This is a genomic window from Ligilactobacillus acidipiscis (assembly GCF_900116935.1).
In the GTDB taxonomy this organism is placed as follows: Bacteria; Bacillota; Bacilli; order Lactobacillales; family Lactobacillaceae; genus Ligilactobacillus; species Ligilactobacillus acidipiscis.
In genome coordinates this window covers 1,691,945-1,714,358 of the sequence record NZ_LT630287.1, presented here as the reverse complement: position 1 = coordinate 1,714,358, position 22,414 = coordinate 1,691,945, and the positions used below count along the sequence as shown (strand labels likewise).

Here is a 22,414-nt window from a genome sequence, read left to right as displayed (position 1 = left end):
TTTAAAATTGATGTAAATGGCTCGGTAGCTCAGTCGGTAGAGCAATGGATTGAAGCTCCATGTGTCGGCGGTTCGATTCCGTCCCGCGCCATTATGGAAGGGTAGCGAAGTCTGGCTAAACGCGGCGGACTGTAAATCCGCTCCTTCGGGTTCGGTGGTTCGAATCCACTCCCTTCCATCAATTTATAGGGATATAGTTCAAGGGCAGAACAACGGTCTCCAAAACCGTCGATGCGGGTTCGATTCCTGCTATCCCTGCCAGTTATGGCGGTAGTGGTGAAGTGGTTAACACACCGGATTGTGGCTCCGGCACGCGTGGGTTCGACCCCCACCTACCGCCCTTATTATTGGGGTATAGCCAAGTGGTAAGGCATGGGACTTTGACTCCCACATGCGCTGGTTCGAATCCAGCTATCCCAATAAGGGTTTGTTCCTTTAGAATGGCGGTATAGCCAAGTGGTAAGGCAGAGGTCTGCAAAACCTTCATCACCGGTTCAAATCCGGTTACCGCCTTTAGTTGCTTTAGGCGCTAACATATAGTATAATTATTTTTGTTGATATGCCGGTGTGGCGGAATTGGCAGACGCGCTGGACTCAAAATCCAGTTCCCGTTGAGGGAGTATCGGTTCGACCCCGATCACCGGTATTTTTTATACATTTTATCAGTAGTAAACGCCTAGAAATAGGCGTTTTTCTTTGGGTCTAAACTTTTTAGTGTTGATGAGCGTTCATCAGCACTATTTTTGTACAAAAAAGGACATCATTTGTCCTCATATGCTACGATTAAAGCGATAAAACCAAATCAAAGCGAGGTATAAATGATGTCCCAAACTGATTCTATCCTAAATTTACTCAATATCCAAGACCCAAATATCAAAATTTCAGCTTGTACTGATTTTTCACAGGCCGGAGTTCACGAAAAACTGCTTTCAGCTACGCTGACTTACCCCGTCGAACGCTGTGTTAATTGTGGTTCCACGAATCTTGTTCAGAATGGGACCCGCCTGACCAAGATGAAACTGCCCAGCCTAGGTGAACAACCGCTCCGCATGAACCTGCGCAAACAGCGTTATCTGTGCCGAACTTGCCACCATACTTTTAGCGCGCAGACGCAGCTCGCTCCGCCTCGGCACTCGATCACCCGCCAAGCAGTCCACGAAATCGCGACTTTAGCTAAGAACTCACTGCCAGTCAAGACGATCAGCCAGGCCGTGGGGATCTCAGCTTCCTCGGTTCAACGGATCTTGTATAAGGATCAGCGGGCTTTAGTAACGCCCAAAGAGCTGCCGACAGCTCTCAGCTTTGACGAATTTCGTTCAACTAAGAACTGCTTTTCTTTTATCTGCATTGACGCAAAAACACATGATTTGGTCGCCTTATTGCCAGATCGTCTCTCGCAGACGATCCGCGAGTATTTCACCAATACTTATACACTTTCTGAGCGTCAAAAAGTTCAACTGGTGACCATGGATCTGAATGCACAGTATCAGACTTTCGTCCGTCGTCTTTTTCCTAACGCACTGATCGTCTTTGACCGTTTCCATATTGTTCAGTTAGCGGGTCGGGCACTTGACCATGAACGGCTGCGTGTTTTAAAAGGGATCAACGACCACCACGACCGCAACTATAAAGTTTTAAAAAGCAACTGGCGCTTATTCCACTTAGCTGAAAATCAACTTGAGACCTCCCAGGTTAAATATTATCGGGGATTAAATGAATACACGACTGCCCAAAATGTGGTCGATCTGGGACTCAAGAATTTTCCACAGTTCGCAGAAAACTATCAGACCTATCAAACGATCTTAACCTTTATTCGCAACCGCGATCGGGCTACTTTACAACAATTAGTTATGAACTACCGTCCCAATGGTACTGAAATGGATACCGTCATGAGGACCATTCAAAAGAACTACTTAGGGATCAGGAACGCTTGTCTCTATGACTACTCTAATGGGCCGTTAGAGGGGATCAATCGCAAGATCAAAGAACTTAAACGTAGCTGTTACGGATTCAGTAACTTAAGGCATTTCTTTATCCGCATCAAATTGATCCATGCCTAAGATAAAAAATTTAGGTCAACACTGTGGGAGGCAGGTGCGGGCCCATTTCGCTACGCTTCGGACCCGCACCTGCCTCCCAACCCAAACACTTTAATCTAGCTATGGCAGTAAAAAAAGAACCCTACCATAAAGATAGAGTTCTATGGACCATCAACACTATTTGACAAAGTCCCTTTTCTTTTGTATAAAAGTTATCTAAAGTTAATAAACTTGAGCTTGTTGTCTTCCTGTTGTCCTAGGTTGTCCATTAATGCTTCAATTTGGTTGTCTGATTTAGCTTTGTATTCGTCAATCAAATAGGCGTATTTTTTTGCTGTGATCGTCATGTTAGAGAGACCTAGTCTTTTTACTAATGGCATACATATCAACGCCTTGAAACAGCAAATAAGCAACGTGTGAGTGGCGTAAGCTATGAAAGTGGAATCCTTGACGGTTTATATTACATTCTTGTAGCAATTTACGCAGGACATTATTAACTGCGTTCGAACCCGGAACTGTTTTTTGATTGTTCTCAAAAACATTCTTTGTCTTATTCGCTTTTAGTTGTCCAAGACAACTCAACAAATCGTTATTAACTCAAATGGTTCGATTGGATCCTTCTGTTTTTGCTGTCTTTATTTGATGGCTGTGATAATCATATGATTTATTAACTGATATTGTTTTATGCTTAAAGTCGATGTCATCCCACGTTAGTGCCATGATCTCACCTAAACGCAGGCCGGTATATATTGCAGTCAAAATCATGTATCTGCTAGTATAGCGATGATCTAATTTTATTTTGGTGCGATTAATCAGCTTATTGATCTCACTTATATTAAGATAGTCCACAGCATAGCGCTTATTGTCGTTATATTTGAGTTCTGTGCGTTGTGTGAAGTCATGTGGGATAATATATCATCAAGTACAGCATTCTGTGCACAGGAGCGAATATATCCGGCAATTTTGCTAATGGTTTCTTTAGCGTGATCTTTACCGTACCAGTTAATAAATGTTTGATACTCGGTACGTGTGATCTCTTTTAATAATTGCTTGCCAAAATACCTATGAATTATCTTACTGGCCAGTTTGTAATGCCGTAGAGTTGATTCAGTAATCTTATTTTCTTTGTAAGTTTGATACCAATAATCAAAGTAATCTGCAAAAGTCATATCTCTTTTGGAGCTGGTTAAAACCTCTGATTTTGATTCGACTTTTAGGGCGTATTCACGTGCCTCATTTTTGGTACTAAAACCGTTTCTGGAAGTTTGATGTAAATTGCCTTCACTATCTCGTTTAGAAATAGTTACTTTCCAGCCAGACTTCTGTTTTCTAAAACTCTCCATAAGCTTCACTTCTTTCTGTGTTATAATAAAAAAGGACACATTAATCCACTCATTAGAGTAAGGCACATCTCAAACTCTGGTCGGGGCGGGATGTGTTTTTTATTTAGCGGCGATCTGTTTCAGAAGAGAAATGATTTTTTCATTCTGCGAAATCAACATGCTTATGTTATCGGTTTCGATTGAAGACTGTGATGCTTGATGTAATTTTCTTTTATATTCTTTGGCAGATCTTTTAATTGCATCTACCATTAACGGTGCAGTCTCTTTACTAACATCCTTTATTAAAGTATCCTTGGCTCCATTGGTTACAATAATATTTCCCATTAACATTCCTTTAGAATAAGAAACTCCATTAACCATATCCAAAGGAATCTCATTAGATCTAACTCCGTACACCATGCCTTTATCTACGAATAAAACACGCTCATTAGTACAAACAACTAGCACAGTATTACCTTCAACCAGTCCAGAGGTTGCATATTGAATAATTTCATCATCAGACAAGATCTCAGGTAAATATTTAACTTCTTTCCTTGTACCGAATGTATCGCTAACATTTGCATTCTTAAATTGTTGTTGAACTGTTTCTAAATCCATATTAAAACCTCCAAAAATATATTGTAAAACGTTTGTTCCCCTAATTATTAAAATAAATAGCATACCTTCGTTTTACGTTTTCTTCTAAACGCAACGGTACACTATAATAATACATGAAATCTGAATAATTTTCAGTTTCTTTTCCGTTCGAAACGCAATAATCTATTAATAAATCGATAGCTCTGTTATCTGCATCAGCTTCAATTTTACTATGTGACGAGTAGGAACTGTAATACAGAACACCTTCATCTTTGTTTAACATGTGTCCGATTTCGTGGGCAATCTGAAAAGGCAATTCATCCTTATTTTTCCATTGCCCATTGATAATAATTTTATTATTTTTTGGAATTGCACACGATGGAGCAGATGATTTCAATTGATTAGTCCAGACAATTTCAAAACCATGATCAAAAGCAAAATTAAGCAAATAAGTTATAACCTCGTTCATTTACTTCCCCCTAAGCAATCTTCTAATAATCTCCTTATCTTCATCATCTAATGGCTTACCTTCATAAGTAAAAATTGTTTCGTCATCTGCCAGATCAGCAGACTTTTTACCACGTGAAGTGTCATCAGTTTTCCCTAATAAATAATCAGATGAAACCCCCAAAACAACTGCTACTTTTTCTAAATTTTCAGCACTTGGCTTTTGTTTCTCCCATTTATAGATGGCATTTTTACCCAAACCGGCTTTATTATTTAAAGATAATAGACTTAAACCACGGTTTTTTGAAATAAATTTAACCCTGTCTAATACTGACACGCAGGCATTTCTCCTAGTCATGACTCATTATATTGTGTCAAATTTGTAATCAATACCTATATATAGTATGATACTGACTATTGACAAACAACATCTTGCGTATTGGCATAAGAAATCGTTACATAATAGTTCAGAAGGGGGATAATCGAATTGATAAATATCAAGGAACATTTAAAGGTAAAAGTTAGTTTACCAACAGAAGTTGTAAAACGTGATGGTTATCCGGTAAAATTTCAACTTTATAAATTAGAAAACGTGCTTGAAAATTTAAATTTAGAAGCAAAATCTTCTACCTTGTTAAATACACTACTGGCTTCTTTTAACGGGCAAAGTTCGATCACCGCGCAGGAACTTTCTCAAAAAATGGTCGAAGTACTCGAGCATTTTGGTTATCAAAATGAAGCACAAGCATATCTTACTTATCGGCAAAAAGAAGAGCAATCATGGAAAGAACAGACCGACCCACGTACAAGGTTAGAGAGGCTGCTTTCACAAGATCCAGAATTAGTACATGAAAATGCCAACAAGGATAGTAATGTTTTTAATACACAGCGTGATCTGACAGTTGGGACGGTAGGAAAGACTTTAGGCCTTAAGTTAATGCCACAACATGTGGCTAAAGCACACTTACGTGGTGATATTCATTATCATGACCTTGATTATACTCCGTGGAGCCCGATGACTAACTGCTGTTTGATCGATTTTAAAGAAATGTTGACTAATGGCTTTAAAATCGGTAATGCTGAGGTCGTAAGCCCACACTCGATTCAAACTGCAACGGCTCAGATGTCACAAATTATTGCCAATGTTGCTTCTAGTCAATATGGTGGATGCTCAGCCGACCGTGTCGATGAACTCTTAGAGCCGTTTGCGCTTAAAAATTATCACAAACATTTGGTAGAAGGGGCGGAATTTATTGACAGTCAGGAAAAAGTCGAGCAGTTTGCAAAGAAACGGACTAAAAAAGATATTTATGACGCCATGCAAGCCCTGGAATACGAAATCAATACTTTGTTTTCATCGCAAGGACAAACGCCATTTACCACTTTAGGATTCGGTTTAGGAACTTCGTGGATCTGTCGTGAGATCCAGAAATCTATTTTAAGGATCAGGATCACTGGCTTAGGTAAGGAAAAGAGAACGGCTATTTTCCCTAAACTCGTTTTTACAATTAAAAAAGGGGTCAACTTCGCACCAACAGACCCTAATTATGATGTTAAAGAATTAGCGGTCGAATGTGCAACTAAAAGAATGTATCCGGATGTTTTAATGTACGATAAAATCAAAGAAATCACCGGGAGCTTTAAAGTTCCGATGGGTTGCCGTTCCTTTTTACAAGGCTGGACAGATGAAAACGGGGTCGAAATCAATTCTGGACGGATGAATCTCGGTGTTGTGACAGTTAATTTACCCAGGATAGCTTTAGAATCTCATGGCGATTTTGACTTGTTCTGGCAAATCTTTGAGGAACGAATGAATATTGCTAAAACTGCGTTAGATTTCAAAGTTAAGCGTGTCTTAGATGCAACTCCTGAAAATGCGCCGATCCTTTACCAGTATGGGGCATTTGGCAAGCGTCTTAAACCGGATGATGATGTGTCAGTGATGTTCGATCATGAACGTGCTACTGTTTCTTTAGGGTATATTGGATTATATGAAGTTGGGACCGTGTTTTTTGGCCCGAACTGGGAAAAAAATCAGGAAGCCCATGACTTTACAGTTTCGATCGTGCGCTCTTTAGATGCTCATTGTAAAAGGTGGTCCAAAGAAACAGGCTATCATTTTAGTGTATATTCTACGCCTAGTGAATCTTTGACTGACCGCTTTTGCAGGCTGGATCTGGCAAAATTTGGTGAATTGAAAGATATTACAGCTAAGGAGTACTACACTAATAGTTTTCACTATGATGTTCGCAAGCATCCTACACCATTTGAAAAGTTGAGTTTCGAAAAAGATTATCCGCAGTATGCAGCTGGTGGTTTCATTCATTATTGCGAATACCCAAATCTTAAACAAAACCCTAAAGCTTTGGAAGCAGTCTGGGATTGGGCCTACGATAAAATCGGCTATTTAGGTACAAATACTCCGATCGATCACTGTTATAAGTGTGGTTTTCAAGGTGAGTTCAAGGCTACTGCACGCGGTTTTGAGTGCCCCGATTGTGGAAACCATGACCCTAAAACTTGTGATTGTGTCAAGCGGACTTGCGGCTATTTAGGTAATCCATTGCAAAGACCAATGGTTCACGGCAGACATGTGGAGATTGCTTCTCGTAAGAAAAATATATCAAGTGAGATGAGATAAATGGGAGAACAGATCCGGATCACAGTTCACGGCGACACGGATTTTGTTGATAAATCCAGTTTAGCTCAAACAGACCCTGCTAAAGTAAAAAAAAGACGAGAGCGCAAAAGCAAACGAGTACGAGCACCGAAAAATCCTCGTCCGCAAGAATGGTTAGCAAAGGATCTGTCTCAAGGTTATATTGCTGATTATAAGCCGTTTAACTTTGTTGATGGAGAAGGGGTTCGTTGTAGTTTATATGTCAGCGGGTGTCTGTTTGCATGCCCAGGGTGCTATAACAAAGTTGCTCAGCAATTTAAATATGGACATCCTTATTCTAAAGAATTAGAAGATCAGATCGTGGCCGATATAGGACAAAGTTTTTGTCAGGGTTTGACCTTATTGGGTGGAGAACCGTTCTTAAATACTCAAGTTTGTTTATCTCTGATCGACCGTTTAAGAAAAGAATATGGCTCCAGTAAAGATATCTGGTCATGGACAGGCTATACGTGGGATGAATTACAAAAAGAGTCTGCTGATAAATTAGAAATGCTCTCTAAGATCGATATTTTAGTTGATGGTCGCTTCTTAGAACCGCTAAAAGATTTAACTTTGCAATTTAGAGGAAGTTCTAACCAAAGGATCATCGATGTGCAAGCATCTTTGAAAGCTGGTAAAGTCGTGCTATGGAAAAATTTAGTTCGCTAGTTAAAAAAGTAGCAAGCGCCTATTATTGAGCCTGCTGCTTTTTTGTAGTATTTTTTATCATGGATTTTGATAAAACGTGATTATTTTATAAATAAAGTTTTTCGAGATAAATCTGCCAACATATAAATTTATTAGCTCAATATACATTAGATATAGTTAATAATTAGAGTTACATAAAAGTTATCTAATGAAAAACGTTATATATATATATATCAATGCTATTTATGACTATTTAGACTAATTCTAAATAAAAAAATAGTATTTTTACAAAAATATTTCAAAATAAGGTTTTATTTGTGTGAAATTAGTGTATAATAATGAGTGTAGAGAATATGGTGTTTGAATATGGTTTAACTATTAAAGGAGCGATTTACATGGTTACATTATATACGTCACCAAGTTGCACTTCATGTCGGAAAGCTCGCGCATGGTTAACAGAACAGAATATTCCTTTTAAGGAACGCAACATCTTTTCAGAACCGCTCAGCATTAATGAGATTAAACAGATTTTACAGATGACTGAAGATGGAACTGAAGAGATCATCTCGAAGCGTTCAAAAGTTTATCAAAGCTTAGATGTTGACTTAGATGAACTTCCATTAAAAGAATTATTTGATTTAATTCGTAAAAATCCAGGTCTCTTGCGTCGGCCAATTATTATGGATGACAGACGTCTCCAAGTTGGTTACAACGAAGATGAGATCCGTCGGTTCTTGCCACGTGATGTTCGGGCAATGGAGTTAAAAGAAGCTCAAGCTTTGGCAGGATTTTAATTAAGAAGGTCAAACCGTCTGTGAATGCAGGCGGTTTTTTTGGGCTCTTTGTCAAATCCTGTTGATGAATAGCTTTTACAGAGTTGAAAGTCATGCGACTTTCAACTCTGTTTTTTTCATTGGTTTTGTTCTCATTTGCCGTAACTTAATACGTGAAATCATATGATGGTAATTACGGAATCCAAATGCTGTGCGTTGAATTTGTTTAATCATTCGATTCATGCCTTCGACTGGGCCATTCGTATAGTCCGATTCACTGGCGTTGAGTACAACCACTAAGTTCTTTTTGAACGTTTGAAACACTGCTTTCATGTAGGGACTTATATTTTGATTTGTATATAGATCTTCCACAAGCTTGTCTTTGTCTTGATTCTTAAGGTTTTCCATGATGCTTTGCATCGACTCGTACGATGCTTTAAGTTCTTCGTTAATTGTCAGTCCTTGTTCTACACGTTCTAGTTGTGTGAGTTGTTTTCGCAGGTGTCGGTCATAAAAGACATGTTCCTCATCTAGATTTCCGGCATACTTCAAATAAAGCCGCCAGGCGAACTTTAACGTGCGATATTCATAGGATCTTTTATTGTACTTTTTCATGGTTTGCACCCGAGTTTGATTAAAAGCTCGAGTCATCATTGCAACGATGTGAAAGCGGTCGATCACAATTTTTGCCTGCGGAAACATTGCCTTGGCAATGTCTTGATAGTAACTATTTAGATCTACGGTAACTGTTTTGACACGTGCTCGAACACTTGCTGGAAATTGTTTAAAATAATCAGTAATACTTTGCTTGAATCGGTCTGGCAGAATTTGTTGAATTTCGTGCTCACCAGCGCCATTAATACAGATGAAATGGAGCCGACCACCAATTCCTCTAAATTCATCCATGGCGAGATGAACCGGTAGATAGTTAAGATTTCTGCGAAATAAGTCATCATAGTTGTCTAAGTAACGACAGACAGTGCTAGCTGATATGCCGGCATCGATCGCAATGCTAGCTTGAGTGCGGTCGTCTTGTAGACTCATAAACACTTTCTGACGCGTGGCTCGGGAGATACAACAGTACTTGTCTACCACATCAGAAGTAGCCATAAACGACGCTTTACAATTACGACAAATGACGCGTTCTTTATGGAGTTCTAAATAAACTGGTTCACTCGCATTCGCTGCCAGATAGGTCACGCGTGATACGTAGTGTCCATTATGAATTAGCTCGCAAAAGCCACAGTTAGCGCAATGTTTCTGGTCGAACTTAACCGTGGCTATATATACTTTTGCGCGCTTAGCTTTAATCACTTGATAGTTATATTTGTAAAAAACCACATTTGGGTCTTTAATACTGAGCGCAAATTTTATATTATTATCTACAGGGTCCATAAGTTTTCACGTCCTTTAAAAATGATACTGTAGTGGGTGGATTTTTTAGGTGCGAGGCTTATGGGCCTTTTTTATTTTGCACTAAAAAATCCTGCTAATAGATTACCATGTTAAGTAAGCTATCAACAGGAAAAAGTATAGAACCTTTTTTTGTCCTATGTGGGCTAGACTGTGTATTTTTTGGTCAATGCGTGGTACAATCGAACTAATTGTTAAAATAGAGTTGTTTAGTTAAATTGAAAGGTGGGGCGACCACAGATGGAAATGGAGAAAATCAATGACAACACGATTCGAGTTCTTTTAGAAAACCAAGATTTGGCTGATCGTGGAGTTACAGTCCTAGATCTGTTAGGGAGCCAAAGTGAGATCGAAAGCTTCTTTTATAGCATTTTGGATGAAGTGGACGTTGATCATGAATTTAGAAATATTGATGCCGTAACTTTCCAAGTTTTACCTAACAGGAATGGTTTAGAGCTTTTTATTTCTAAAGTCGACCCTAACAACATGGACAAGATGCCTTATAATCCAGCCAATGATCACACCAATGATGCTTCGACTGATGAAATCAAGAAAACTTTAGATCAACTGAATATGAATGGCTTTGGAGTTAACGATGATGTAGCTGATTATATCCAAAACCATATCTCTAATTATCGAGATGAGAGAAAAACGAAGATTCAGGCGAGCGATGATCAGCAACAACATGATGATCAACTGACGATCAAACATTATGTAGTCGGATTTTCAGACTTCGAAGATTTTATTGAACTTGTAAAGACGGTCGGTGATAGTGATGTCACAGCTAGTTTATATATGTATAAATCACAATATTACCTTGACTTGGCCTTCGATACTCATGAGGTGTCGGTTGAACGGATCAAGGATTTTATGAGCAACATGTATGAATACGGACAGACTGTCACATTTGGATCAGCTCTTTTACGTGAAAGAGGACATGTGATCGTTGAAAATAATTCATTTCACTGGGCTCTGAGTTATTTTAAGTAGTCTCTTTTAGAAAAACTTAAATATAAATTAGCAAGAATCAGCTTTTTTTTTTTTTTTTTTTCAGAAGTAGTAGGAAAAAAGCAGATTCTTGCTTTTTTTGCGTATTTTTTTATGGAGGTGTCAGGATGTTTTATGCAAAAGACCAACATGGAAACTATATCAGCGCGGAAAAAGCAAGCAAACAAAGTAGTTATTTTTGTCCAAGTTGTTTGGAAACAGTAGTTTTAAAACATGGACAGTTAAAAATAGCCCATTTTGCGCATCGAAAGCATGGTTGTTATGCGTTTAGCGAAGGTGAAACAGCAGAGCATTTGGCTGGGAAAAAATTATTGGCCTCTTGGTGTTATCAGTTTCATTGTCAAGTTGAATTGGAAGCATATCAAGAAGATTTTCGCCAAAGACCTGACGTTTTATGCCGTTTTAAAGATGGACATCGGCTTGCCTTTGAATTTCAATGCGCTCCTCTAACTGCAACAGCAATGTTTCAACGTTCGGCAGGCTATCAACAGCATAACTTCAAGTATGTTTGGATCTTAGGTCGACGTCATTATCCGCAGCGAAACTTGACTCAGCAAATCGCACAGTTTATTCGTTGGCACCATAATTTAGGCTTTTATTTGGTTTATTTAGATACAGTTTATGAGCGGTTTGAAGTATTATATGGGATACAGATGGCCGATTTGCTGCCATTGAAGTATATGCGTTTTTTTGCCAGTAATTTAAAAGAATTAGAGAATTTTTTACATACTGACCACCACATTCGCTATTTTAGATTGACTAATTCAGAACAAGAAAAACAAATACGTCATTTGGTTTTTAAAATGCACCAGCGAAGTCGGCAAATTTATAGACTGCAAAACATGTGTTACGAGCGTCGGCTTTCATTTATTGATCTTGTAAAAGGGGTGATCACAGCCGAGTATTTTCCGCCAATTTACCGGCAGCCGGCTTTTTTGTGGAAGGCACGTTTTTGTTTGTTGTTTCCTAGAAATGCAAAAAATACCAGCATGAAGAAGTTCTTGAATCAACACAATATCTTTATAATGCCGTTTGTTTCTTTGAATCAGTTTTGCTATTCAGAATGGACGGAGTTTCAAAAAATGACTGGTAAAATTGATTTTAGTCAAAATTATCGCTACAATTGATTGCAATACGAGAATTCCAAGTGACGAATAAGCTTTGTAGAACCAAAACTAATATCGTTTTTAGCTTATCTTATGCAGCGATTTTAGTTTTCCATTATTCGCTCGTTTCTTGTGACTCTTTTAAATATGAGGAGGTCAGTTATGTCTGAAGTTAAAAAAGTACCACAACGAAGTGAAGTTGCTCCGGAGTTGACCTGGAATCTGGGTTTAATTTTTGCGACTGATCAAGATTTTGAAGATGCATTTAAAAAGGTTAATATCGAAGCTGAGAAATTTAAGGGATATCAGGGCACTCTTTGTGATGGACCAGCTGCATTATTAGCTGCTGTCAAAGCCTTGTTGGACGTGTACCGTTTATCCGAAAAGGTGTATGTATATGCTAGTATGAAAAATGATCAGGATACAACGAATTCGAAGTATCAAGGTATGTTTTCTAGGGTTCAGGCACTAATGGCGTCAATAGAAGGAGAATTAGCTTGGTTTGACCCAGAACTTATGAGCCTAGGTAAAGAAAAGGTGCAAGAGTATTTACAACAGGAGCCAGAACTTAAAGAATATTCTCATTTATTTGAGGACACCTTACGTTTTGCTGAACATACTTTAAGCGCGCCGGAAGAAAAATTATTAGCTTCGATGGGAGATATTTTTGCTGTTCCGGAAAATATCTTTTCAGTCCTAGATGATGCGGATCTGAAGTTTGCTGATGTGATCGATCAAAATGGTGATAGAACTGAGCTGACTGATAGTACATACAGCCAACTGATCCAGTCTACAGATCGCGAGATTAGAAAGCAGGCTTTTACCAAATTATACGAAGTTTACCACCAATTCTTACGAACTTTCGGTAAAACACTTGGGTCTCATGTTCATATTCAAAACTATGATGCGAAAGTCCGACATTATGGTAGTGCAAGACAAGCAGCATTAAATGCAAATAATATTCCAGAAACGGTTTATGATAACTTAGTTCAGACTGTTCATCGCCACCTTGATCTGTTACAACGTTATGTTGGTTTGCGAAAAAGAGTCTTGAAATTAACTGATTTGAGCATGTATGATCTTTATACGCCATTGACAGGTAAGCCTGAATTGACGTATACATTTGAGGAAGGTAAAAAAATTGCTTTAAAGGCATTGTCAGTTTTGGGCTCGGATTATGTTGGACAGGTTCAAAATGCCTTTGAAAAACGGTATATCGATGTTATTCCTAATAAAGGGAAAAGAGGGGGAGCTTATTCAGGCGGCGGCTATGATACACCACCATATATTTTATTGAACTGGAACGATGATCTGGATAGTTTGTATACTTTAGTTCATGAAATGGGACATAGCATGCATAGCCAACTGACCAAACAGCATCAGCCCTTTCAATATGGTGACTATTCTATTTTTGTGGCTGAGATCGCTTCAACTACAAATGAAAATTTGCTGACTGCTTACTTATTGGAACACGAAGCTGATCCAGCTGTTAGAGCATATGTTTTAAATTACTATTTGGACGGCTTTAAGGGTACAGTCTATCGGCAAACACAGTTCGCTGAATTTGAACAGTGGCTCCATGAAACAGATGCAAAAGGAGAATCTTTGACAGCTGATGAAATGTCGACTAAATACTTGGACCTTAACCGACAATACTATGGCAAAGAAGTCGGCAGTACCCCACAAATCGCTGACGAGTGGGCTAGGATCCCACATTTTTACTATGATTTTTATGTTTACCAATACTCTACAGGTTTTGCTGCAGCGACAACATTAGCTAATAATATTCTAGATGACCAGCCTGAAGATACTGCAGCCTACCTTCATTACTTGCAATCAGGAAGTTCAGACTACCCGATCAACATTATGAAACAAGCTGGGGTAAATATGACTAAAGTTGATTATTTAGAAAATGCTTTTACTGTCTTTGAGAAGCGACTTGAGGAACTGAAACAATTATTAAAATAGGGACATATTCCCTACAAAAAAGACCCGGCCATTTAAATTTTGGTCGGGTCTTTTGAATGATATTAACTAATTATTGCTGTCAATTTGAATTTTAAGTGGAGTACGATTAGATTTTAAAAATGAATTCATCTGTGAGTGGCACCCGCAGTCTTTTCAACTAAATCAGTTGGCATTCTACCAGCAAGGATCTCCTTTAAAACATGATCGGACTTGCACGCATCCATGGCAATGCCGCAATCATAACCTTTAACGTTAAATAAGACAACCGTTGGATGATGCTTAACGTTCATTTCTGCAGCAGTTTTTTGATCTTTCATAAAAGATTTAGCAGTGAATTCGGAGTTTCGGTCATGGATAAACATTTCCTTATCCAACCCGCTCTCTAAAGCTGCTTGCATAGCAATATCATTGGTATAATTGCCATCAACAGAATATTCCATTTGCCTTTGAATGCTTAACAAAAAATTTCTTCCACGCTTTTTACCTTGAAACAAAGACGCTTTAAAATCTAATGCAGCATGATAAATGTTCATAACTAACTTATTGCGGGTCGCTAAATCTGTCCGGGACTTGCCATTCATTTCCATAATGTCTTGCACACTTTGCATATTCATTAAAGGAATGAAGCGGAAACGAACATCTTCTCTAGCTTCTTGGATCATATCCAAAATATTTTGCTCGGCATGATAACAAGTACTACCGATAGGGTTGATAAATAAATACATTTCTAACAAAATTGTTTCCTCCAAAAACTAACTGTCTTTTTCATTAGATGTTATCCTCACTTTACCAGACTTATTTTTAATTGCAATGAATGTGTTTATCACAAACATTATCTGAAAAAAGAAGTTAAAGTTGCTATTTTATAATAAGCGTAAATCTAAATTTACATAGGCGCTTTTCACCTAAACTTTTATTCCGTTAATTGAAACCTTACCTATTATAGTGAATCTGTTTGTAAATTTAAAGTAAAATACATTATTTTTTGGTATATACCATAACTTTTTTTAACAGATCCCAGATTATTGGTTTGAGCTCAAATATTCATGCCATAGATTAACAAAAAATAGAGTAGCTTGCAAAAATAGTGCTTAAATTTAGCAGTAAAAACTCAGATTTTCTAAGGAAGCAAAAAAACTGATCTTTAAAAATTTTAAAAAATTAAAAAAGCTTGGAGGTAAGTGGGCAAAAGCGAATATAGTGAACTTAAAAAGCGAAGTGCGCATTTTGCATTATGCTGTTTAAATTGGATAAACAAAACTTCTTGCTTGCTGCAGCCCGACTAAAAAATAAAGTCAAAATTCAAATGATTTAGTAACTGTGGTACACTAGGTAAGTGAATGAGGGCATGGTAACATTGGCTTTTTATCTATTATATTCAAGTGCTTCAGTATTTAAGTAAATCAAGCAAAAGAGGAAAGTTATGAAAATCGAGATTTTTGCAAATGACTCAGATAAATCATTAGCAATCAAGCAGCAGCTGCAAAAAAAGCTGGCTGATAGACATTTTATTTTTGACTCCGAAAATCCCGATATCGTGATCACTGTCGGAGGTGATGGAACATTACTTTCTGCTTTCCATCATTATGAAAAACAGTTAGATCAGATCCGCTTTGTTGGCGTTCATACTGGTCATTTGGGCTTTTATACAGACTGGCGCGATGGTGAGATCGATGATTTGGTCGTTAGTTTACAATCTGATAACAGGCAATCAGTTTCATACCCGTTGTTAGATGTTAATGTTTTGACACGTAAGGATGGTGAAGTTCATCAATTCTTAGCACTGAATGAATCATCTATCAGGAGAGTCGGTCCGACTATGACATCTGACGTATATATAGGTGGAGACTTGTTTGAACGTTTTCGTGGTGACGGTTTGTGTGTGGCAACACCAACGGGATCTACCGGATATAGTAAGTCGTTAGGCGGAGCTGTTGTTCACCCAGACATGCCCGTTTTACAGTTGGCTGAGATCAGTTCGATCAATAACCGAGTTTTTAGAACAATCAGTTCACCTTTGATCATTAGCCCTAACGACTGGGTAACTATTCGACCCGTTAGCCCTGGTAGCAACCAAGATTTCTTGTTGGCAGTAGATTCGCGCTACTACCATACTATTGATGTTGCTCAGATCACATATAAAGTTTCTAAGAAAAAAGTTTATTTTGCCAAGTATCGTCACAACGGTTTCTGGAATCGTGTGAAAGATTCATTTATTGGTGACGAGCAATGAAATTTGAGTGGCAATATTTGGGGGACTCAGAGATCAGACTGAAGTCCTTTTTAAAACAACAACATGTTTCTCGCAGATTATTAGCTAAGATCCGTCATGAAGGCGGGGAGATCTTGGTTGATAATGTTTCAGGACGAACGATCGATAAAATTCATTCAAAACAAGTTGTTACGCTGCTCTTGCCTCCTGAACACGGACGTAAGACAGAACTTGTCCCATCTTATGTGCCGCTTGATATTATTTACGAGGATCGTGACTTGTTAATTATTAATAAACCTGCTCATTTAACCTCGGTCCCATCGAAACTCTACTTGAATGATTCATTGGTCAATCGGGTTTGCGGCTACTATGAAGTTCGTAATTATCGGGGGCTTATTCCACACATTGTTTCAAGGCTCGATCGGGATACGAGCGGCTTAGTTTTATTTGCTAAGCACCGTTATGCTCACGCGTTGTTAGATATTCAAATGCAACAAAGAAAAATATCCAAACAGTATGTGGCACTAGTAGAAGGTCAGTTAGCACAAAGCGATGAATTTGATGTACACGCCGCGATCGGACGCGATCCGCAAAGTCTGTTCAAACGTCAAGTTGTAACGGATGGGCAGCAAGCCCTGACTCATATTAAATGTTTGCAAAGCAGTGCCGCAGGTTCGTTGCTTTTAGTACAGCCTAAAACAGGGAGAACACACCAAATCAGAGTCCATTGTGCAAGTATCGGTCATCCATTATTAGGGGATACGATGTATGGTGGTCATTTTAAGGGCGGATTGTACCGTCAGGCGTTGCATTGTTACCGGTTGACTTTTAAACATCCGTTAACAGGAAAAATCATGACCTTCACTGCTCCATTAAAAAAAGACATGTCCGAATATATGAAGAATCTTTAGAAGAGGTATAAAAATGGCCGATAAACAAATGCAAAATGCAAATAAAAACGACCAGATCGCTCAACTGTTGTCCGATCAAAAAGCTAAGTTATTTCGGCGTGAATATCTAGACTTACATGTCCATGAACAGGCACAAATTTTTTCAGACCTGGACCGAACATTGCGCAGCAGAGTCTATCGGTATTTAAGTGCCGAAGAGGTCGGCGATATGTTCGATGCGATCGAAGAAGAACCAGAGGATGTAGTTAGATATTTTAAAGAAATGCCGGTTCAATATGCTGCCAAAGTTATTGACGAAATGTATACCGATAATGCGGTCGATATTTTAGCCTATGCGCAAAATAAAGATCTGACTCATTATTTGTTGGCACTGCCAGAAGAACGCTCTGCAGAGATTCGTGAGTTGCTGCATTATGAGGATAAAACTGCCGGTGCTTTGATGACGACTGAGTATGTCGATATTTTTGCCGACCAGGATATTAGTTCTGCGATCAAAGATATTCGTGAAGAAGCAGCAGACGCAGAATTGATCTATTATGCTTATGTTGTGACTAATGATAATGAATTGATCGGAGTCGTGACTTTGCGTGATTTACTAACTAATCCGGAAGAGACTCAAATTTCTGAGATCATGACTGAACCTGTGATCTCGGTACCAGTCGATGAAGATCAGACCGAAGTTGCACAGAAAGTGCGTGATTATAACTTCGTGGCTTTGCCAGTTATTGATTATGCAAATAAATTAGTCGGTATTATCAATGTTGATGATGTTATCGATGTTATTGATGAAGAAAATGCCGGTGAATATTCAGGTTTGGCTGGTGTTGATACTGAAGAAACTCCAGAAAACCCATTTCAAGCTTCACTCAAACGTTTGCCATGGTTGTTGATTTTACTGTTGATGGGGATGTCAACTACTACTTTGATCGACCATTATGAAGTTTTGATTTCTCAGGCCAGTATCCTTGCGGTTTTTGTTTCTTTGATCACGGGGACTGCAGGTAATGCTGGTACCCAGAGTTTAGCTGTGGCGATCCGTGGGTTGTCTAACAGTGAAGAAGATCGGCGCTCAGGTTTGAAAACAATTTTTAACGAGCTACTTACGGGATTGTTTGCCGGTGTGACAACAGGCCTAGCTGTTTTCTTACTCGTCGGTTTTTGGAAAGAAAATTTTATTTTAGGTTTCGTGATCGGTATCTCGATGTCAACAGCGATCACGGTTGCAACTGTGGCGGGCAGTATTATTCCGTTGATCATGGATAAAGTGGGGGTGGACCCTGCCGTTGCGTCAGGACCATTTATTTCCACTTTAAGTGATTTGACCTCAGTATTGATTTACTTTAATATTGCACACTTATTCTTAAGTTTCTTCTTGAATAATTAAAAAGCAATTCTCAAACAGCTAAGTGAGAATTGCTTTTTGTGTGTTCATATAATTAATAAACTGCTATAGCTCAGTTTTGGGAACTGTCTCTGACCACAAGCCTGACTCCACATGTTATTTTTTTTGGAACATTTTCAAAATTAGATGAAGATAACTGCGCTGTTAAGAGTTTGACTGCCGTTATTCCCATTTGCTTAGTTGGAACATGGACACTGCTGAGTTTAGGATAAACAAATTCAGCTAATGAAGAATCATTAAACGAAATGACACTAATATCTTCTGGAACTTTGATGTTTTTTTCTTGTAAGGCTCGTAATGCGCCCACTGCCAAAGAATCGTTGGCCATGAAAAATGCTTCAGGCAGATCGTTTTTTAAATCGACCAAAGCTTGCTGCATCATTTGGTAACCAGCATCCATAGTGAAGTCACCAACGTAAACATAGCGACTATTATACTTTTTTTGAGTTGTCAGTAATTTTTTAAAGGCTAAAAAACGTGGGTCAAGCAGGCTTTCCTCTTGGTCGGATGTATGTTCTTCACCGGCTAACATGCCGATTTTTTTTAGACCGGCTTTTTCGAATTGCGCCAAGACTGTAGTCACACCGTTTTCGAAGTCAGGAACCACACAGCTGTAACCAGCAAAGAGGGTATCGCAGTCAACAAAAATGATGTGGTCTGAGAGCTGCCCCAACTCTTGTATCTGAGGAGTGCTAAACTTGCCTAAAGCTAATATTCCGTCACAAGCTGCTGCCTTTTCTAAGGGATCCGTATGGAACAGTCGTGTGATGCGATAGCCTAGTTCTTGTGCTTTTTTTTCGATACTTTCGCGTAAAGAAAAGTAATAGCGGTCATTTAATTCTTGTTGTTCGGTATACCACTCGATGATCGCCAGTGTCTTTTTTGTTGTTTTTTTAGTTGCCCGGCTACCAGTTTTTTTGTAGTTTAACTGATGTGCAGCATTGAAAATGCGTTCTTTTGTTTCTGTGCCGACCGACATACTTGAATCATGGTTTAAGACCCGTGAGACTGTGGCTGATGAAACTTTGGCCAGGTGGGCAATGTCTTTAATAGTTGCCATTCGTGCACATCCTTCCATTTATAATATAGTTTTATTTTACCACAGTGATTAATTAAGTAAATATATTAGTAAAACATTGATGATTTTAGTAAAATAGTTTACAATGAAAATGTTAAGCGTTTACTTAAAAATCTGGGAGGCTTTATCAATGGACAAACAAGAACTTATTACAGCATTTACTAATATCTACCAATCAAAACCAAGCGCGGAATACTTTTCACCGGGACGGATCAACTTGATCGGTGAACATACTGACTACAATGGGGGACATGTTTTCCCGTGTGCGATCTCATTGGGTATCTGGGGCGCTGTCGCTAAAAGAACAGATCGAAAAGTGCGTCTTTATTCTGGCAATTTTACTGATCTTGGTGTGGTTGAAGCTGACCTTGATTCTTTGGAATATAGCAAGAAAGATTCGTGGGCTAACTACGCCAAGGGAATGATCAAGTTTCTGCAAGAGGCAGGTCATGTCCTGTCGAGCGGTTTAGATATATACATCAATGGTAATATTCCTAATGGCTCAGGACTTTCTTCTTCAGCTGCATTAGAAATGTTGATCGGGTCGATCGTGAATGATCAATTTAACTTGGGAATCGAACGCCTTGATTTAATTAAATTAGGTGTGAAGACTGAAAATGAATTTATTGGGGTCAATTCAGGGATCATGGATCAGTTTGCCGTTGGTATGGGGCAAAAAGATCATGCACTCTTATTGGACACTAATACGCTTGAATATGAAGTTGCGCCGATCGACTTGAAAGATCATGTCATTATTATTATGAACACTAATAAACGTCGCGAACTTGCCGACTCCAAATATAATGAACGTCGGGCGGAATGTGAAAAAGCTTTAAGTGAATTACAGACTGAACTTGATATTTCTTCTTTAGGTGAATTGGACGCAAATACCTTCGATGAATATTCATATTTGATTGAAGACGGCAATCGTCTTAAACGGGCTCGTCATGCTGTTCTTGAAAATGAGCGGACATTACGTGCAAAAAAACTCTTGCAAGAGGGAAAATTAGCAGAATTTGGTCGCTTAGTCAATGCTTCTCATGTTTCTTTGGAGCATGACTATGAAGTTACTGGTAAAGAGTTAGATACATTGGTTCACACTGCTTGGCAGCAAGATGGTGTGTTAGGTGCTCGCATGACTGGTGCTGGTTTTGGTGGATGTGCGATCGCCATAGTCGCTAGTGCACAAGTTCCAGAATTTGAAAAACAAGTTGCTGCTAAATACACAACAGAGATCGGTTATGCTCCTTCATTTTATGAAGCCAAGATCTCCGATGGAACCAAAGTTATTTAAGAGATTTGAGAGAGCAGAGAATTAAAAGAGTAGGTGAAAGAAAAATGGCTCAACAGAAATTAGTTGATGCTTTTGTAAACGAAGTCATTAACAACAGCGAGTTTGAAGCAACTGACCACATTTATTTACGAAATTATGTTTTAAGATTGGTTGGTGACGAAACTTTAAATGTCTTTACAAAGCAAACAGGATTACTAGACCTCAAAGACGAGCTGGTCAAGCAGGCGCAAATAAACGGTCGATGCGGTGAGACCCACGATGAACAGGATATTGTCGCTTCTCAATTAATGGAACTCATCGTCCCGCGGCCAAGTCAAGTTAACCGTCATTTTTGGGAAACTTATGCAAATATTAGTCCAAAACAAGCAATTGCTGACTTTTATGCATTGAGTAAAAAAAGCGATTATATTAAAACTCGTGCGATCGCCAATAATATTTACTTTCCAGCTAAAACTGAGTATGGCGATTTGGAGATCACGATCAATTTGTCCAAACCAGAAAAAGATCCCAAACAGATCGCACTGGCTAAAAAACAAAAGGCAACAGGCTATCCTATGTGCCAACTTTGTCTCGAAAATGAAGGTTATTTAGGGCGGATCGGGTATCCAGCTCGGAGTAACCACCGTGTTGTTCGTTTTGATATTGATGATGAAAAATGGGGCTTTCAGTATTCACCATATGCTTATTTTGACGAGCATTGTATTTTTTTGGATACTAAACATCATGAAATGCAGATCGACCAGGAGACTTTTAAACGTTTACTGACGATCATTGAAAAATTCCCCGGATATTTTGTGGGTAGTAATGCCGACCTGCCGATCGTGGGAGGTTCGATCTTAACTCATGAACATTATCAAGGAGGGCGGCATGTATTTGCAATGGAGCAGGCACCAATCGAAACGCCGCTGAGTTTTGTCGGTTTCGCAGATATAACGGCAGGGATCGTTAAATGGCCGATGTCAGTTGTTAGATTACGTGGGACATCTAAGGATAAATTGATCAAACTAGCGACAAAGATTTTGGATAAATGGCGCGGTTATAGTGATGAAAGTGTAGGGGTCCGTGCAAAAACAGCAGGTGAACCACACCATACGATCACGCCGATCGCTCGTCATCGTGGAGAGCAGCTTGAGTTGGATCTCGTTTTACGAGACAATCAAACATCTGCAAAATTTCCCGACGGTATCTTCCATCCGCATCCAGATGTTCAACATATCAAACAAGAAAATATTGGTTTGATTGAAGTTATGGGTTTGGCTATTTTGCCGCCACGCCTAAAAGATGAACTTAAAGAAGTCGCTAATTATTTATTGGGTCAGCCTAATCAAATTGCCGCTTATCATTTAAAATGGGCGCAAGATATTAAACGGACTCAACATGAAATATCAAGCACCAATGTTAATTCAGTTTTGCAAAAAGAGGTCGGTAAGGTATTTGCCAGGGTCTTGGAAGATGCTGGGGTTTTTAAGCGAGATCAGCAGGGTCATGTTGCATTCCTTAAATTTGCAAAAGAAGTTGGATTGAAATAAGCTGACGT

Annotated in this window: 20 protein-coding genes, 7 tRNA genes and 1 pseudogene; 19 read left to right on the top strand and 9 right to left on the bottom strand. The window is 38.8% G+C overall.

The genetic code is table 11. From position 1 onward, the window contains the following. Positions 1–18: 18 nt before the first annotated feature. The 8 genes from BQ5903_RS07965 (at position 19) to BQ5903_RS07930 (ending at position 2,060) form a co-directional block, all read left to right on the top strand. Positions 19–91 (top strand) — tRNA-Phe (locus tag BQ5903_RS07965). A gap of 4 nt (positions 92–95) precedes the next feature. Next, positions 96–178, top strand: a tRNA-Tyr gene (locus BQ5903_RS07960). A gap of 9 nt (positions 179–187) precedes the next feature. Next, positions 188–261 (top strand) — tRNA-Trp (locus tag BQ5903_RS07955). 6 nt (positions 262–267) lie between these two features. Next, positions 268–340, top strand: a tRNA-His gene (locus BQ5903_RS07950). Between the two features lie 8 nt (positions 341–348). Beyond that, positions 349–420 (top strand) — tRNA-Gln (locus BQ5903_RS07945). A 22-nt stretch (positions 421–442) separates the two neighbouring features. Next, a tRNA-Cys gene (locus BQ5903_RS07940) sits at positions 443–513 on the top strand. A gap of 48 nt (positions 514–561) precedes the next feature. Then, positions 562–646, top strand: a tRNA-Leu gene (locus BQ5903_RS07935). Positions 647–818: 172 nt separating this feature from the next. Further along, complete coding sequence (locus BQ5903_RS07930) at positions 819–2,060, top strand: ISL3 family transposase (RefSeq protein ID WP_079578423.1); 1,242 nt, start codon at positions 819–821, stop codon at positions 2,058–2,060. 191 nt (positions 2,061–2,251) lie between these two features. Here the strand turns inward: BQ5903_RS07930 and BQ5903_RS12260 are convergent, their stop codons facing one another. The 6 genes and pseudogenes from BQ5903_RS12260 to BQ5903_RS07910 form a co-directional block, all read right to left on the bottom strand. After that, entirely contained in the window at positions 2,252–2,419 is a 168-nt protein-coding gene (locus tag BQ5903_RS12260) for a hypothetical protein (RefSeq protein WP_231920950.1), read from the bottom strand. Further along, positions 2,388–2,888, bottom strand: a pseudogene (locus BQ5903_RS12255) (site-specific integrase). The gene BQ5903_RS12260 and the pseudogene BQ5903_RS12255 overlap by 32 nt, the downstream one beginning before the upstream one ends. Then, positions 2,870–3,382 carry a tyrosine-type recombinase/integrase gene (locus tag BQ5903_RS12250; RefSeq protein ID WP_231920828.1) on the bottom strand — a complete coding sequence of 171 codons (513 nt, stop codon included), beginning with the start codon at positions 3,380–3,382 and terminating at the stop codon, positions 2,870–2,872. Before BQ5903_RS12250 ends, BQ5903_RS12255 begins: the two are co-directional and overlap by 19 nt. Positions 3,383–3,481: 99 nt before the next feature. Further along, on the bottom strand, positions 3,482–3,979 hold the full coding sequence (locus BQ5903_RS07920) for a PH domain-containing protein (protein ID WP_079579299.1): 498 nt from the start codon (positions 3,977–3,979) through the stop codon (positions 3,482–3,484). 40 nt (positions 3,980–4,019) lie between these two features. Further along, positions 4,020–4,427 carry an ImmA/IrrE family metallo-endopeptidase gene (locus BQ5903_RS07915; RefSeq protein ID WP_079579298.1) on the bottom strand — a complete coding sequence of 136 codons (408 nt, stop codon included), beginning with the start codon at positions 4,425–4,427 and terminating at the stop codon, positions 4,020–4,022. Next, complete coding sequence (locus BQ5903_RS07910; RefSeq protein WP_079579297.1) at positions 4,428–4,742, bottom strand: helix-turn-helix domain-containing protein; 315 nt, start codon at positions 4,740–4,742, stop codon at positions 4,428–4,430. 144 nt (positions 4,743–4,886) lie between these two features. On the opposite strand from BQ5903_RS07910, the gene nrdD reads away from it, so the two are divergent. The 3 genes from nrdD to spxA all read left to right on the top strand — a co-directional run bounded on the left by nrdD (position 4,887) and on the right by spxA (position 8,506). Next, the gene (gene nrdD / locus BQ5903_RS07905) at positions 4,887–7,046 is read left to right on the top strand and encodes an anaerobic ribonucleoside-triphosphate reductase (RefSeq protein ID WP_407936228.1); all 2,160 of its coding nucleotides are present in this window, start codon (positions 4,887–4,889) and stop codon (positions 7,044–7,046) included. Next, positions 7,047–7,733, top strand: coding sequence for an anaerobic ribonucleoside-triphosphate reductase activating protein (gene nrdG / locus BQ5903_RS07900; RefSeq protein ID WP_056988166.1), 687 nt, complete (start codon positions 7,047–7,049; stop codon positions 7,731–7,733). Between the two features lie 374 nt (positions 7,734–8,107). After that, positions 8,108–8,506 carry a transcriptional regulator SpxA gene (gene spxA, locus BQ5903_RS07895; RefSeq protein WP_010498925.1) on the top strand — a complete coding sequence of 133 codons (399 nt, stop codon included), beginning with the start codon at positions 8,108–8,110 and terminating at the stop codon, positions 8,504–8,506. Between the two features lie 90 nt (positions 8,507–8,596). Here the strand turns inward: spxA and BQ5903_RS07890 are convergent, their stop codons facing one another. After that, positions 8,597–9,880, bottom strand: a complete 1,284-nt coding sequence (locus BQ5903_RS07890; RefSeq protein WP_079578369.1) for an ISL3 family transposase — start codon at positions 9,878–9,880, stop codon at positions 8,597–8,599. Between the two features lie 258 nt (positions 9,881–10,138). On the opposite strand from BQ5903_RS07890, the gene BQ5903_RS07885 reads away from it, so the two are divergent. The 3 genes from BQ5903_RS07885 (at position 10,139) to pepF (ending at position 13,980) form a co-directional block, all read left to right on the top strand. Further along, positions 10,139–10,888: an adaptor protein MecA gene (locus tag BQ5903_RS07885; RefSeq protein ID WP_010498926.1), complete on the top strand. Its 750-nt coding sequence runs from the start codon at positions 10,139–10,141 to the stop codon at positions 10,886–10,888. A 125-nt stretch (positions 10,889–11,013) separates the two neighbouring features. After that, positions 11,014–12,033: a competence protein CoiA gene (locus BQ5903_RS07880; RefSeq protein WP_079579295.1), complete on the top strand. Its 1,020-nt coding sequence runs from the start codon at positions 11,014–11,016 to the stop codon at positions 12,031–12,033. Positions 12,034–12,174: 141 nt separating this feature from the next. Then, the gene (gene pepF, locus BQ5903_RS07875; RefSeq protein ID WP_079579294.1) at positions 12,175–13,980 is read left to right on the top strand and encodes an oligoendopeptidase F; all 1,806 of its coding nucleotides are present in this window, start codon (positions 12,175–12,177) and stop codon (positions 13,978–13,980) included. 125 nt (positions 13,981–14,105) lie between these two features. Here the strand turns inward: pepF and BQ5903_RS07870 are convergent, their stop codons facing one another. Beyond that, positions 14,106–14,705, bottom strand: coding sequence for a DsbA family protein (locus BQ5903_RS07870; RefSeq protein ID WP_231920942.1), 600 nt, complete (start codon positions 14,703–14,705; stop codon positions 14,106–14,108). Between the two features lie 698 nt (positions 14,706–15,403). Between BQ5903_RS07870 and BQ5903_RS07865 the strand changes: the two genes are divergently transcribed. The 3 genes from BQ5903_RS07865 to mgtE are packed head-to-tail and all read left to right on the top strand — an operon-like array spanning position 15,404 to position 18,487. Beyond that, the gene (locus BQ5903_RS07865) at positions 15,404–16,213 is read left to right on the top strand and encodes an NAD kinase (RefSeq protein ID WP_079579293.1); all 810 of its coding nucleotides are present in this window, start codon (positions 15,404–15,406) and stop codon (positions 16,211–16,213) included. Further along, positions 16,210–17,103, top strand: coding sequence for an RluA family pseudouridine synthase (locus BQ5903_RS07860; RefSeq protein WP_010498948.1), 894 nt, complete (start codon positions 16,210–16,212; stop codon positions 17,101–17,103). Before BQ5903_RS07865 ends, BQ5903_RS07860 begins: the two co-directional genes overlap by 4 nt. Positions 17,104–17,116: 13 nt before the next feature. Continuing rightward, positions 17,117–18,487 (top strand): magnesium transporter, encoded by a 1,371-nt coding sequence (gene mgtE / locus BQ5903_RS07855; RefSeq protein ID WP_056971694.1) that lies wholly within the window; start codon positions 17,117–17,119, stop codon positions 18,485–18,487. Positions 18,488–18,557: 70 nt separating this feature from the next. Here the strand turns inward: mgtE and BQ5903_RS07850 are convergent, their stop codons facing one another. Beyond that, positions 18,558–19,565: a substrate-binding domain-containing protein gene (locus tag BQ5903_RS07850; RefSeq protein WP_010498952.1), complete on the bottom strand. Its 1,008-nt coding sequence runs from the start codon at positions 19,563–19,565 to the stop codon at positions 18,558–18,560. Positions 19,566–19,713: 148 nt separating this feature from the next. Between BQ5903_RS07850 and BQ5903_RS07845 the strand changes: the two genes are divergently transcribed. Next, positions 19,714–20,877, top strand: a complete 1,164-nt coding sequence (locus BQ5903_RS07845; protein WP_010498953.1) for a galactokinase — start codon at positions 19,714–19,716, stop codon at positions 20,875–20,877. 44 nt (positions 20,878–20,921) lie between these two features. Continuing rightward, entirely contained in the window at positions 20,922–22,406 is a 1,485-nt protein-coding gene (gene galT, locus BQ5903_RS07840) for a UDP-glucose--hexose-1-phosphate uridylyltransferase (RefSeq protein WP_056971699.1), read from the top strand. Positions 22,407–22,414: the final 8 nt, after the last annotated feature.